The sequence below is a fragment of the Mycobacterium riyadhense genome, from assembly GCF_963853645.1.
In the GTDB taxonomy this organism is placed as follows: Bacteria; Actinomycetota; Actinomycetes; order Mycobacteriales; family Mycobacteriaceae; genus Mycobacterium; species Mycobacterium riyadhense.
This window is the reverse complement of record NZ_OY970456.1, coordinates 5,346,985-5,360,661: the sequence shown is the minus strand read 5'-3', so window position 1 is coordinate 5,360,661 and position 13,677 is coordinate 5,346,985. Positions and strand designations below refer to the sequence as shown.

General features: G+C 65.1%; 10 protein-coding genes. 6 read left to right on the top strand and 4 right to left on the bottom strand.

Going from position 1 to position 13,677, the window contains the following annotated elements:
• Positions 1–312 precede the first annotated feature (312 nt).
• The 6 genes from AADZ78_RS23590 to AADZ78_RS23565 all read left to right on the top strand — a co-directional run bounded on the left by AADZ78_RS23590 (position 313) and on the right by AADZ78_RS23565 (position 7,950).
• On the top strand, positions 313–1,755 hold the full coding sequence (locus AADZ78_RS23590) for a DUF3375 domain-containing protein (RefSeq protein WP_085251948.1): 1,443 nt from the start codon (positions 313–315) through the stop codon (positions 1,753–1,755).
• Positions 1,752–2,330, top strand: coding sequence for a DUF4194 domain-containing protein (locus tag AADZ78_RS23585; RefSeq protein WP_085251949.1), 579 nt, complete (start codon positions 1,752–1,754; stop codon positions 2,328–2,330). The genes AADZ78_RS23590 and AADZ78_RS23585 overlap by 4 nt, the downstream gene beginning before the upstream one ends.
• Positions 2,323–5,721 carry an ATP-binding protein gene (locus AADZ78_RS23580; RefSeq protein ID WP_085251950.1) on the top strand — a complete coding sequence of 1,133 codons (3,399 nt, stop codon included), beginning with the start codon at positions 2,323–2,325 and terminating at the stop codon, positions 5,719–5,721. The genes AADZ78_RS23585 and AADZ78_RS23580 overlap by 8 nt, the downstream gene beginning before the upstream one ends.
• Positions 5,718–6,908: a Wadjet anti-phage system protein JetD domain-containing protein gene (locus AADZ78_RS23575; protein ID WP_085251951.1), complete on the top strand. Its 1,191-nt coding sequence runs from the start codon at positions 5,718–5,720 to the stop codon at positions 6,906–6,908. Before AADZ78_RS23580 ends, AADZ78_RS23575 begins: the two co-directional genes overlap by 4 nt.
• Before the next feature lie 151 nt (positions 6,909–7,059).
• Positions 7,060–7,248 (top strand): hypothetical protein, encoded by a 189-nt coding sequence (locus AADZ78_RS23570; RefSeq protein ID WP_085251955.1) that lies wholly within the window; start codon positions 7,060–7,062, stop codon positions 7,246–7,248.
• Positions 7,249–7,254: 6 nt separating this feature from the next.
• Positions 7,255–7,950, top strand: coding sequence for a hypothetical protein (locus AADZ78_RS23565; RefSeq protein ID WP_249044894.1), 696 nt, complete (start codon positions 7,255–7,257; stop codon positions 7,948–7,950).
• A gap of 35 nt (positions 7,951–7,985) precedes the next feature.
• On the opposite strand, the gene AADZ78_RS23560 is transcribed toward AADZ78_RS23565, so the two are convergent.
• The 4 genes from AADZ78_RS23560 to AADZ78_RS29285 all read right to left on the bottom strand — a co-directional run bounded on the left by AADZ78_RS23560 (position 7,986) and on the right by AADZ78_RS29285 (position 13,188).
• Positions 7,986–8,345 carry a hypothetical protein gene (locus AADZ78_RS23560; RefSeq protein ID WP_085251952.1) on the bottom strand — a complete coding sequence of 120 codons (360 nt, stop codon included), beginning with the start codon at positions 8,343–8,345 and terminating at the stop codon, positions 7,986–7,988.
• Between the two features lie 187 nt (positions 8,346–8,532).
• Complete coding sequence (locus tag AADZ78_RS23555) at positions 8,533–9,822, bottom strand: ATP-binding protein (RefSeq protein WP_085251953.1); 1,290 nt, start codon at positions 9,820–9,822, stop codon at positions 8,533–8,535.
• A 469-nt stretch (positions 9,823–10,291) separates the two neighbouring features.
• On the bottom strand, positions 10,292–12,739 hold the full coding sequence (locus AADZ78_RS23550) for a PE family protein (RefSeq protein WP_204903317.1): 2,448 nt from the start codon (positions 12,737–12,739) through the stop codon (positions 10,292–10,294).
• A 326-nt stretch (positions 12,740–13,065) separates the two neighbouring features.
• Positions 13,066–13,188, bottom strand: a complete 123-nt coding sequence (locus AADZ78_RS29285; protein WP_353955323.1) for a hypothetical protein — start codon at positions 13,186–13,188, stop codon at positions 13,066–13,068.
• Positions 13,189–13,677 lie beyond the last annotated feature (489 nt).

Here is a 13,677-nt window from a genome sequence, read left to right as displayed (position 1 = left end):
TATTTCGTGATAGGCGGTTGTCGGTGCCACGTTGAAGCGACGACCGTGTTGCCAGTCGAGGGACTACCGGTGTTTCTGATCCGGTGGGTGAACATGGTCCAGACGCCCGGTCGATAATGCTGTTGGCCCACGGCGGATTGTCGGCGTGTGGGACCGATTTCCGCGTTAGGCGAGATCGGCGACGCGCCGGGTGGCCAGTCGCGGAATGAGTTGGCGGATATCGGCAATCTCGGCCTCAATCGCAAACTCGCACGCGTGTGCTGGTGGGCGAGTGCGCCCGAATCTGTCGGTGGGATTCCATAAGCTTTGCTGGTGGAATACGCAACGATTGACGCACTGCGGGAGCGGCATCCCGCTTGGCGACTGCTGCGTGCCGGCAACTCCACGCTGATTTTGTCCTTCCTTGGGATGTTTTTCGTCGAGGGCAACCGTGGCGCCTGCCCAGTGAGCCAGGTCGCGGCCGCGTTGGACGACCACATGTACGCGCTGAACATCGAGATCTCGACCGAGAACGGGCAGGAACGGTTCCCGAAAGACGCTCGGTCCTATTTGGAGGACTGGGCGGCCACCGGCACGGGGTATCTGCGGCGGTTCTACCCAACCGGCGATGACGAAGTCCACTACGAGGTCACACCGGCGTTCGAGAAGGCATACGCGTGGGTCATTGGCCTCAAAGGCAGGTCGTTCGTGGGGACCGAGTCCAGGTTGCACACCGTGGTCGATCTGCTGCGACAGATCGTGCACGGAACCGAAGTTGAACCCGATGTCCGGCTGGCCGAATTGCGGCGCCGCCGCGACGAACTCGACGCCGAGATGGCGGCCGTCGAGGCCGGGGTTGTTCAGGTGCTGGACGCGACCGGAGTCCGCGACCGCTACCAACAGCTCGCCACCACCGCGCGGGAACTGCTCTCGGACTTTCGCGAGGTTGAAGAGAATTTCCGCGGCCTGGACCGTGCCGCGCGAGAGAAGATCGCGGCCTGGGAGGGGTCCAAGGGCGAACTGCTCGCCGAGCTGGTCGGAAGCCGCTCCGAGATCACAGGCTCAGACCAGGGTCGGAGCTTCCAAGCGTTCTACGACTTCCTTCTCTCCGAGTCGCGCCAGGCCGAACTTGCCGATCTCCTGGCCAAGGTTTCTACCCTCGAGACCATCGAAGCCGACGATCGGATTCGCGGTATTCACCACGATTGGTCTGAAGCTGCCGATCGAGCGCAGCGCACTGTCCGGCAGATATCCGAACAACTGCGCCGCTTCCTCGATGACCAGGTTTGGCTGGAGAACCGGCGTGTCGTCGACTTGGTCCGGGCAGTAGAGAGTGTTGCTCTGGAACTGCGCGACAACCCGCCGACCTTCGGGCTTGAACTCGATCAGCCAGGCATCGAGATCGCGCTTCCTTTTGAGCGTCCGCTCTATCAGCCGCCCGCGGCGGTCGCGGTGGAGAGCGTCATCCCATCGGCGTCCGAGGAGGTCGACACCGACCTTCTCTTCACGCAGACCTTCATCGACCAGGCACGCTTGATCGAGACCATCCGCGATGTTCTGCCTGAGAACTCTTCGGCTCTCTTGTCCGACGTGGTCGCGGTACACCCCATCGAGCAGGGTGCGGCAGAGATCGTCGGCTACCTCGCACTCAACGACGAGGACGTGGCGGTCGACATGGACGACGCCGGTGAGACGCTCCTGGAGTACTCCGACCCCGCCGACCCGGATTGCACCAAGCGAGCGAGGCTGCCGAAGGTGACGGTGCGGCGACGATGAGCAACGAGCATGCAATCGCCAGCGCCATCATCCGGTTGATGCAAGGGGTCGTCTACCGCGAGTCGGACGAGGACACCTGGCTGACGCTGGAACGTTCGGGCGCTGGCGTGCGAGACCATTTCGGCACCATCGGCGTCGACGTGGTGGTCGATGACGCCGAGGGCTACGCCTATCTTCGCTCCCGGCCGTCCGAAGACGGCGATGAGGTGCTGCCGCGTCTGGTGCGCAGGCGGGCACTGACGTACAACGTCAGCCTGCTCCTGGTGCTGTTGCGCAAACGGCTCGTCGAGTTCGAGACGACAGGCGGTGAGGGTCGATTGGTTCTCACCACCGACCAGATCGTTGAGATGCTGCGGCTTTTCCAGGCTGAGTCCACGAACGACGCACGAGTCGTGGAGCAGGCGGAGGCGACGGTCAAGAAGGCCGCCGAACTCGGCTTCTTGCGTCAGTTGCGCGGTCAACGCGACCAGTGGGAGGTACGGCGAATCCTCAAGGCGTACGTCGACGCCCAGACCCTGTCAGACTTTTCGGCCAAGCTGCGCGAGTACGCGGGAGCGGTGGCCAACGATGAGTGAAACACCCTCTTCCACGGTCGAACTCGGTGATACGCGACGGGCGGGCTACCGCTTGCAGGGCGCGGAGGTGTTGAACTGGGGCACGTTCGACTCCCAGGTCTGGCGGTTCACTCCCAACACCGATACCGCGCTGCTAACCGGTGACATCGGCTCGGGCAAGTCGACGATCGTCGACGCAATCACCACGTTATTGGTGCCGTCCCACAGGGCCGCCTATAACAAGGCCGCCGGTGCCGACGCCAGGGAACGCACCCTGCGCTCGTACGTTGAGGGCCACTACAAGTCGGAGCGAAACGAGGCCACCGGGAAATCCCGCGCCAAGGGGCTGCGCGAGAACGGGCGAACATACTCGGTGATTCTCGGGGTCTTCACCAACCATGGCTACGACGAGACGGTCACCTTGGCCCAGGTTTTCCAGCAGCGCGAGAGCACCGGACAGCCCTACCGGTTCTTCGTCACCGCTACAAAAGAACTGTCGATCGCGTCGGACTTCGCCGACTTTGGTTCCGATCTGCGTGATCTGCGTAAGCGGCTGCGTGCCGCCGGAGCGGACATCTTCGACGAATTCCCCAAGTACGCAACCTCGTTGCGTCGGCTACTTGGAATCCGATCGGAGCAAGCACTCGAGCTGTTCCACCAAACCGTCTCGATGAAGTCGGTTGGCAACCTCAACGACTTCGTGCGTGACCACATGCTGGAACCGAGCGATTCGACCGACCGTGTCCGCGACATCATTGCCCACTTCGAGGACCTCACCAAGGCACACGATGCGGTCAAGCGGGCGCGGGAGCAACTCGACGCTCTTGAGCCCGTAGTACAGACGGCGGCGAAGTACGACGCGGCGCTCGCCGAGCGCGACACTCGAGAGCGCGAGCGATCCGCCGCCCGGCTCTATATCGCAGAGCTTCGGTCGAAGCTGCTTGCCGGCGAGATCGAACGGCTTGAGACGCAAGGATCTGCCCTGTGGCGGGAGCAGGACGCCGCCGAAGCCAAACAACAGAAGCTCAACCATGAACGCGAATCCCTCATCGAGGAGCGCGCCAAGGCCGGCGGGGATCGGATCGGGGAGCTGGAGCGACTTGCCACTGAGGCCCGAGTCCAGGCCGAAACACGCCGTCGCACACGGACGTTGTTCGACGCCGCGGTCTCCGACGCAGGGCTGGATCCGGTCGCTGACAGCGAGGAGTTCGCGGCGCTGTCGGCGCTGGTGTCCGCCGAACGCTCGCGGCTTGCCGCCGCCAAACGAGATGTGGACGCAGCCTCTGCCGACGCGATCGGGCGTGAGCGGGAGCTACAACGGAAGTGCGACGTCATCGCCGAGGAACTCGCGAGCCTGGAGCAACGCACCAGCAACCTGCCCGTCGAGCAGGTGGAGGTGCGCGCAGAGCTGTGCGCGGCACTGCGGCTGACACCCGAGGACCTGCCTTACGCGGGCGAACTCCTCGACGTATTCGATGAGCACTCCGATTGGCGGGGCGCAGCCGAACGAGTGCTGCGTGGGTTCGCCCTCTCGCTCTTGGTGCCACAGCAGCACTACGACGCTGTCGCCGCGTGGGTGAACGGTCGACGGCTTACATTTCACGGCCGCGGTGGCAAGGTGATCGGAGCTAAGCTGGTCTACGAAAGGGTTTCCCGGCAACGGGTTCGCCTCCAGCCGCCGGAGCATGACGGGCTGCTACTAGCTGAGTGCGTCGACGTCAAGGACGGCCCGTTCCGCGAATACCTCGTTAATGAACTCACGAAACGGGCCGACTTCCGTTGTACAGCAAGTCTTGAGGAGTTCCGCAGTCAGCGGCGGGCTGTCACCCGTGAGGGTCAAGTGCGCTCCGGCGAGCGCCACGAGAAAGACGACCGCCATCGTGTCGACGACCCCCGGCGGTGGGTCCTCGGCTGGGCCAACGAACGAAAGATCGCCGCGCTGCGTACCGAGCTCGCCGAGCTAGAGGTAGAGCGCGAAACGGCCGAGACTCAGCTCGCGAGGCTCACCGAGCAGGGACAGGCTCTGCAGGGAAAACTGGACGCGCTTCTTCGTGTCGAAGGATTTCGCTCCTGGCTCGACCTTGACGTTGACGAGGCCGAGACGCGCGCGAGCGAACATGACGCCGAACGGATTCGGCTACAGACTGGCTCATCGCGACTGGAGGAGATCACCCACGCACTGAACCGCAACGCCGAGCAGGCTGTCGCCGTAGCGGAGCTGATTAAGAAACTCACTGGCAGGCTCGCCACCACGGCCGCGGAGAAAACCCAAGCAGAGCAAGACAAAAGGCGCGACGACGAATTTATTGAAGCGCAGCCGGAGCAAGAGCTGGTAACTGCCCGCGCGTCGTATGCGGCCCTCGATGAACGCCTCGGGCAACACCGTCCGACGCGCGCGGCGGACTGCGCCGAGACCGAGACGAGCTTGTCTGCCGATCTCCATCGGCGTATCGAGAAACTCACCCGGGAACTCGGCGGCTACGGACAAAACCTGGGTCAGTACATGGCTGAAGTCCTGCGCCGGTGGCCTGAGTTGCGCGCGGACATGGACGCCAATGTCGAGGCCCGCCATGACTTCCTGGCGTTCCGCGAACGTGTCGCGACCGACGATCTGCCGCGGTTCGAGAGCGAGTTCAAAGAACAGCTCAACAAGAACGCCATCCAGGAGCTGGCGGGGTTCAACAACTGGCTCAACCGGCAGGCGTCAGTGATCGACGAACGGGTCCACCGCATCAACGAGGCGCTCGGCGCGGTGCCCTACAACCCCGGTCATTTCATCAAACTGGAGAAGGAACCCACCACGAATCAGGATGTCGCCCAGTTCCGTTCAGACTTGCGCAACCTGACCAATGACAGCCTTGCAGTTGACGGCGACCAGTACTCTGAGCAGCGTTTCCTCGACGTGAAGCGGATCATCGAGCGCTTCCGCGGCCGCGATGGCTACGCCGAAGCCGACAAGAACTGGACCCGAAGGGTCACCGACGTGCGTAACTGGTTCGTCTTCTCGGCCTCCGAGCGCGACGTCGAGACCGACCTCGAGTGGGAGCACTACAGCGACTCCGACGGCAAGTCCGGGGGCCAGAAGGAGAAGCTCGCCTACACGATCCTGGCGGCGTCGCTTGCCTACCAGTTTGGGCTCGAGTGGGGTGCCGAGCAGTCACGCGACTTCCGGTTCGCGGTCATCGACGAAGCATTCGGGCGCGGTTCGGATGTCTCGACGCGCTACGCACTGGACCTCTTCGCGACGCTCGGACTGCAACTTCTCATCATCACGCCGTTGCAGAAGGTTCACGTCATCGAGCCGTACGTGAAGGCGATCGGATTCGTCGACAATCCGACCGGAACTTACTCGCGTCTGCAGACGATGACGATCGAGGAGTACCGGAAACGACGTGACGGACGGCGGCCATGAGCGCCGGGTGGACGACACCAGATGACATTGCTGCCAGGGTCAGACGGCGGTGGGATGACGGGTCGCTATTGCGTGCGTACGCCGACGGTGATGCGTTTGAGCCGATCGAGGTGCCGCTTCGTGGCCCCAAGCCGTCGCAGGTCGGTGACGACATCGCCGCGGCGCGCGACTGGGTGGCTGCGCTTGACGCCGGCCGTCGTGACGACGGCCGATACTCACTTCAGTGGCAATCGATCGGTGGCAGGCAGATCGGCCGTAATCGGCTGCCTGTTCGCGCGGTGGTGTCTTCCATCGAGCAGGCTTGGGCGCTGTTGGGCGTGGGGAGCTTGGTCCGTCGTTTCGACGAGCTTCTGGTTCTCGCAGATCAACATCCGCGGGTTCGAGAGTGGGTCGTTGAGCATCCGCATCGCGCGCTTAGCCTCGGACCTGAGATGTCACAGCTGATCGCTGCCTACGTTTGGCTCGACGGTCACCGGCAATCGAATCGGTATCTGCGCGAGATCAGTGCGCCCGGCGTTGACACTAAGTTCGCCGAGAGGCACCGACCGGTTTTGGCGGCGATGCTTGGCGTTTCGTCGACAGCATCGGGATTCGTTGCGGGTCTGGGTCTTCGGTCGAAGCCGGGATTGGTTCGGCTGCGGCCCTCGCCCTCGCTGGGTTTCCCCGGCCCGACGCTCTCTGAGTTGGCGGTGCGTTCCGAAGAGTTGGCACAGCTCACGGTCGACCCGCGGGTCGCGGTCATCGTCGAGAACGAGATCAGCTATCTGAGTGTCGAGGTCCCTGAAGACGGCGTCGTGATTTGGGGCAAAGGGTTCGAAGTCGACGGGGTCGGGCGGCTGCGACTGCTGACAGGAGCCGACATCCTGTACTGGGGAGACATCGATACCCACGGATTCGCCATTCTCGACCGTCTACGGGCGTGGCTCCCACGAGCGCGCTCGGTGCTGATGGACCGTGAGACGCTGCTCGACCATCGCGACCGATGGGTGACCGAAGATCGTCCGGCCAAGTCGGTCCTCACGCGACTGACGCCTGACGAGCGGGACCTTTATTCGGAACTGGTCGGGGACGGATTGGGGGAACGAGTTCGCCTCGAACAGGAGCGAATCGACTGGCATTGGGTCGAGCAACGGCTACCAGGTGTTTTCGCTGGTCACCGGGTATTCGGCAATGGTGCAGACGGGTAGTATCCCTGTTGATTTCCGCTACCTCGGGGTGAAGTTTGTCGGTCGATTCGCGCACTATGGATGTCATGACAGGCGCGACAATGTGCGACAAACGCGACACACCAGGTGCAACACTGGTGACATCGTGCTGGCTACTGGTTGGAGAGGTCAGATGACGAGGATTGCGGCGCTGTCCGACGACGAACTTCGAGCCCGCCGGGATCTGATCCTTGAGAAGCTGGGTATGACGTTGGCGGAGGTACGCGACCGGGCCATGAATTACGCACTCGTCGGCGACGAACATGACGCGTGGGAGCAGCTTGAATCAATCGCGTTTCTCTTGGGCGAGACAAGTTCCTAAGCAGCGATGGCGCTGACGCATGACGCTTTCAATGATGAGGTAGATGCATTCGTCGACGACGTCGCGAATGCTGCCAATTGCTTCCCAACGGGATGGACGATCGACCTCACAATGGCCTCGGCGGATCGGCTGCGTTCTGTCGTGGATGCCACCCTGCCGCTGCGGGGCCCTGGCGATGGTCTGGAGGGTGGTTTGGCCGAACTATCAGCGAACTACAAGCTCTGTGTGGACTCGTACGGTACTCACATCGCGGTGGAGCACTCGTCGTTCGTCCTGAAGGCCAAGGTGGACCGGGCTCCGATCATCCGGTGGGACTACGACCGTGACGCGCGGAGCAAGCCGAGGTCACATGTTCAGTTGACGGCACACCGTGGTGCACTGTCGCATATCTTGTCTCGCCTCGACCACAAGACACCACACAGCATCGAGTCGCTACACATCCCGATGGGCGGTGAGAGGTTCCGCCCGTGCCTGGAGGACATCATCGAGTTCTTGATTTGTGATTGCGGCTTCGAAGGCGGTGAAGGGTGGGAGGAATCGATCCGTGAGGGCCGGGCAAGGTGGCGACGTATCCAGACTCGCGCTGTGGTGCGTGACTCGCCCGGTTGCGCTGTGGCCGAACTCGAGTCGCTGGGCTATACGATTACCGCTCCTGCCGATGGTGAACGGGAGGAGAGAACGAGCCGATTGACAGCGTGGTGAAGACGGTGCCGATGACGCCGATAGGCGCATGCCGTCTACGGGAATTCGGTGAAGTCGTCTTCGTAACAGCCGAATGGCGCGCCGCCGGGCGTGTAGTCGACGACAAACATTCGACGGTCGCCGACCCAGACCCAGTCCATTTCAGCGTCGTTGACCTCATCGGTGCGCCGGCGTTTGCGCGGTACCGGGGGTGGTCGCTGCGCCCATTTCTGGGCGCTGGCCGGAAGCGGAAACCCGATTGCGTTGAGTTCGTCATAGGCGGTGTATCGGTCGACGCCATAACGTCTCGCGTATGTTCCAACGGTGATCCGGGACCCAGAGCGAACCCACTGCCGCGCAGAGTCCAAGCGGACCGGCTTGCGCATTCGATGACGGCGCGGCCGCACGTTCACCATTCCTCGGATTGTGGCAGCTGCCGAACGGCAGCGGCGATCACGACGCGGTGAATCGGCTACGAAGCTACTAGAGCCTTGATAAGGCGAGCAATGCCGCGACTCGCGGTGCGACTCCGGTCTATGGACCCTTGCCCGCGATGATTGGTGGCCGAACCTGTGTTTGCTGTAAGGCAAGTGGGCATGCGGGTTACCGGTTGGAGAGGGATTGTCCGTTCCAGAGGAGATTGATGGGTAGAGCCATCAACCGGTCGCCGAACGGCAGGGCCCGGGCACCGGTGTAGAAGACAACGCCGGTGATGAATTCGTCGCCGAGTCGGTCGCGCGCGAAGGACAAGTGTCGGAAATCATGGGCGTTCACTGTCGCCGAGGCCTTGACTTCGGCACCGACGACGCGACCGTCTGGTGTCTGGAGGATGCAGTCGATTTCCCGTCCGTCTCGATCGCGAAAGTGATACAGGTCAACCTCGAGATCGGCCACCGCACGTAGCTTCATCAGCTCGTTGATCACGAATGTTTCCATGATCGGCCCCGCGCCCTCGGCGGTTGGCCTGGCCAGGGAGTCGGGGCGTTGCCCGCGTAACCAGGCCGCGAAGCCGCTGTCGACGACGTGGATCTTGGACCGCTTCTTGATCTTTGCGGTCAGATTCCGAGACCAGGCGGGAAGGCGATGTACCAGATAGACCGTCTCGAACAACGCGAGATCCGAACGGATCGTCCCCGCGTCGACCCCGATGACCCGCGCCGCTTCGGCCACGTTCAGCTCCTGCGCTGTGATGGCGGCCAGGTAGCGCATGAACCGCGGCAGGCGCTCCGTCTGCTCGATCTGCTTCAGCTCACGCACGTCGCGCTGCGTCACCGTGCGCAGATAATCCGAGAACCACCGGCTGCGGGCGCGACCCGCCGGCCGCTGCACAACTTCCGGAAAGCCACCCGTGCAGGCCAGCTGCAGGTACTCATGTCGCGTGACGGGGGCGGGCTCCATGCCCAGGACCACTTGGGGTTCGGTGAGCAGTTGCGCAATGATCTCCGCCCGGACACCTGCACGCTCAGCGACAGACGGCGGCCAGAGGTCGAGGATCGCGACGCGTCCGGCCAGTGATTCCGAGATCGTCGGCACCGTCAGGAATCGGGTCGACCCCGACAGGAAGAACTGTGCGGGCCGACGGTCACGATCGGTCGCCGCCTTGATCGCCAGGATCAACGGATCCCCGGCGCGCTGGACCTCGTCTATGAACGTCGGGCGCGGCGCGGATATGACGTACCCGTCCGGATCGGCTCGCGCCGACGCGCGTTCGACGTCAACATCCAACGAACGCAGCCATCCGCCCAGCTCAGCGTGGAGCTGTTGAAGGAGCGTCGTCTTACCAGCCTGCCGTGGACCATTGACCAGTACGATACGTGTGTACTCTGCGACCTCGCGCAACTGTTCCAGCATGTGCCGCTCGATCAGCTCGTGACCAGCATCATCATGCACCACACCGTCACTGTACTCCTGTTTTGTCGTATACTGGATCCTGATTTGTCGACTTGTTTATCCTGTTTTGTCGATCATCAGATCTGGTTTTGTCGGAGCTGCGGTCTTGATCTGTCGACCATCATCCGGCTTGTGGCTACTCGACCATGTGGCCGCCGGCTGCTCAGGGCTGGCTGTGGTGTGGTGGTAGGCGGCATGCCAAATGTCGGACGAGCGGTGAGCGCGGCGCTCCGTCGGGTCATTCCGATACGCACACCGCGATGGTGCAGCGTGTCGAGGCCCTCGATAAGAGTCGAAATCTATCCGCCGGCTATCCGCCGTCAGTCTCAGAACCAGTGGTTGAACGACCGCTCGCTGGTCCAGCTGGTCCTGCCGGCCAGCGCGGACGAGCTTGTCCCGCAATTCATTCCATCTGAAGAGCGGAAGGTCGGCGGTTCGATCCCGCCCCTGGCCACCGGGTTCGGTCTACCAGCTATGGCGACCCGTTCTTCCCCGGCGTGCCGCCAAACTGGCCGGCGCTGCCACCGGTGCCGCCGGTTCCGCCGTTGACGCCGTTGCCACCGTTGCCGCCGTCGCCGTATAGCGACGGGTTGAACTTGCCGTTGATAACTAGCCCGGCGTTACCGCCGTTGCCGCCGTCGGCAGCTCCGACGCCGGTACCGGCGTTGCCGCCGTTCCCACCCGCCCCGATCAATCCGAGGGCGCCGCCGCCGGCACCGCCGTCGCCGCCGGTACCAGTGGGGGCGGCGCCGCCGGCACCGCCGGCACCGGCCACGGAGAGCCCAACCAGTTCGGCCTTGCCGCCGTCGCCGCCGTTGCCGCCGGTACCGCCGGTCCCGGTGGCGGCACCACCATCCCCGCCGGCGCCGCTGACGCCCGCGCCCCAGATCGCGGCGCTGAACCCGCCACCGCCGCCGGCCCCGCCGGTACCGCCGTCCCCGGTGGCGGTCCCACCAGCCCCGCCGACGCCGCCGTGGAGCACGGCGAACCCGACAAGATCGGCGGGGGCAAGGGCGACGCCCCCAAAACCGCCGGCCCCGCCGGTGCCGCCGGTCCCGGTGGCGGTCCCACCAGCCCCGGCGGCGCCGCCAAGGCCTAAGCCGAGTGAAGCGTATCCGAAGGAAACGCTGGCGCCGCCGTGGCCGCCAGCACCGCCAGCAGTGCCGCCGGCGCCGCCCTGCCCCCCGGCACCGCCGATGGCGATGTTGATCCCGAAGGGGCTGCGGGCGCTGCCCGTGCCGCCGACACCGGCGGTACCGCCGATACCCGTGGAAGCGTCGCCGCCAGCGGCGCCGGCACCGCCCATGCCAAAGATCAGGCCTTCCGCGCTGCCGCCACCACCGCCGAACCCGCCGGTTCCACTGGTAGCGGCGCCGGCGGCGCCGCCGCCTCCGCCGATTGCCGCGAATGCGCCGTAGGCCGTGCCGCCGTTGCCGCCATTGCCACCATTAACCCCGACGCCGGTGCCGGCGTTGCCGCCGTTCCCGCCGGTGCCGACGAACCCTAGGCCGGTGCCGCCGCCACCGCCATTGCCGCCGGTACCAGCGGGAGCGGCGCCGCCGTGCCCGCCGGCACCGCCCACGCCGCCCAGCAGCCCGTAGCCGTGGCCACCGGCGCCGCCGCTGCCGCCGGTCTCGGTGGCGGCCCCGCCAACCCCGCCGGCGCCGCCGATGCCCGCGCCCACCGCCGCGAGGCCGATGCCGCCACCGCCACCGGCCCCCGCGGTGCCGCCGACCCCGGTGGCGGCACCGCCAACCCCACCGGCGCCGCCGTAGGCCACGCCGAACCCGATGACGTCGGGGGCAACAGCGAGGCCGCCAACACCGCCGGCCCCGCCGATCCCAGTGGTAGCTGCGCCGCCATTGCCGCCGGCGCCGGCCCAGATCAAGTCGAGCGCAAAAACGGTGCCCGAGGAACCCGCGAGGCCGCCGGCGCCGCCGGCGCCGCCAGTAGTACCGGCGCCACCGTGCCCGCCGGCACCGCCGATGGCGATGTCGATCCCGAAGGGGCTGCTGGCGCCGCCCGAGCCGCCGGCACCGCCGGCGCCGCCGGTTCCCGTGGAGGCGTTGCCGCCGTGCCCGCCGGCCCCGCCCAGACCAAAGAACACGCCCAACGCGTCGCGGCCGGCACCTCCGGCGCCGCCGGTTCCGCTGGTAGCGGCCCCGCCCGCACCGCCGGCCCCACCGATAGCTACCAGTGCACCGCCCGCGCCGCCGACGCCGCCGGCCCCGCCGTTCCCGGTTCCGCTGGCGGCCCCGCCGGGTCCGCCGTTGCCGCCAATGCCGAACATCAGCGCGTTGCCACCCGGCCCACCGGACCCCCCGCCGAAGCCGCCGGCCCCGCCGGTCCCACCACTACCCCACAGCCACCCACCCGCACCGCCAATGCCACCCGACGCGCCGGCACCTCCGGCACCTCCGGCCCCGCCGTTGCCGATCAATCCGGCGGCACCACCGGCACCCCCGGCCTGGCCGGGGGCACCTGAGCCACCGTTGCCGCCGTTGCCCAACAACAACCCGCCAGGCCCACCGGCCTCCCCGGTCCCCGGGGCCCCGTTGGTGCCGTTGCCGATCCAAGGGCGGCCCAACAACGCGGCGGCGGGCGCATTGATCGCACCCAGCATGCCTTGCTCGAGGGCATTAGCCGCCTCAGCGGTCGCATACGCGCCCACGGCCCCGGTCAGCGCCTGCACAAACCGGCTATGAAACGCTGCCGCCTCAGCACTCAGCGTTTGATACTGCTGGGCGTGGCTGGAAAACAACGCCGCAATGGCCGCCGACACGTCATCCCCAGCGGCGGCTAGCAGCCCGCTTGTCGGGACCGCGGCCGCCGCATTGGCCACCGTCAGCGACGAACCAATACCCGCGAGATTCTCTGCCGCCATCGCCACCACGTCTGACGCTGCAAATACAAACGACATCTGACGCCTCCACAGAGCCCGTGTGATCTCATTGTCGTCTGGCATTACCGATAGGCGGATCGTAGCGCCCCGGCAGGGAATTCGACACTATCCGTAGATCTTTGGCATGCCTGAAAGGCACGGTTGGGCGCCGAGATTTGATCGTTGAACGAACTCTCAGGCCCCAGGAGACGACCGCCGCCGACGGCTCCGATCGATCACATCTGGGTACCCGGGGAAGCTTGGTCGCATCCGCACACTCGCGCATTTCGCGGACCGCGACAGGCCGGCATTCTGGTCTAAATATGTGGTGTTGCAACGTGATTCGCGGTCCACGCACCTGGCCCTTACGGAGGGGAAGTCTGCGTGAGGTCACAGGGCAACAATCGCATTTCCGGGGAGGCGATGTTGGCGCCTTGAGAATAGCTCAGAACATTGACAGTATTTCCAGCAGCAAGTTGCTGTTGGATCCCGTTGTTTCAGGATCGTGACCCCCGGGCTATTGACATGTGCTTGACGCGTCGCCGGTACCGCGATCCGGATATTCCCGTGCTGCCATAGGCCGGGCTTGGATAAGGCCAACAGGGAAATTCGGCGTAAGGTACTTGCTGACAAAGTTGGCCGCGTACTCCGGCGAACGTGTCGCCGTTCCGCGACCGGACATGACCCAATTGAGGTATGGGGTCCGCCAGCGCCGGCTTGCCGGTTAGCGCCCCGGGTTCGCAGCCCGCGGCTGCGCGAGCACGTACCCCATGGGGCCATCCGTACCGCGGCGCGTCCTGGTCATGTCCAACTGGCGTCGGCGACACCGGTAGCCCCCGCCAGGCTCGAGGGTGCTTGGATCTGCGAATTTGGCGAAACCGTGTATGCCCATCGCGAACCTCGCTACAGTGTGACAAGTGTCAACTTGACACTTGTCAACTAACCTGCGGGCTGTCGCGCCTTGCCTAGTACATCGA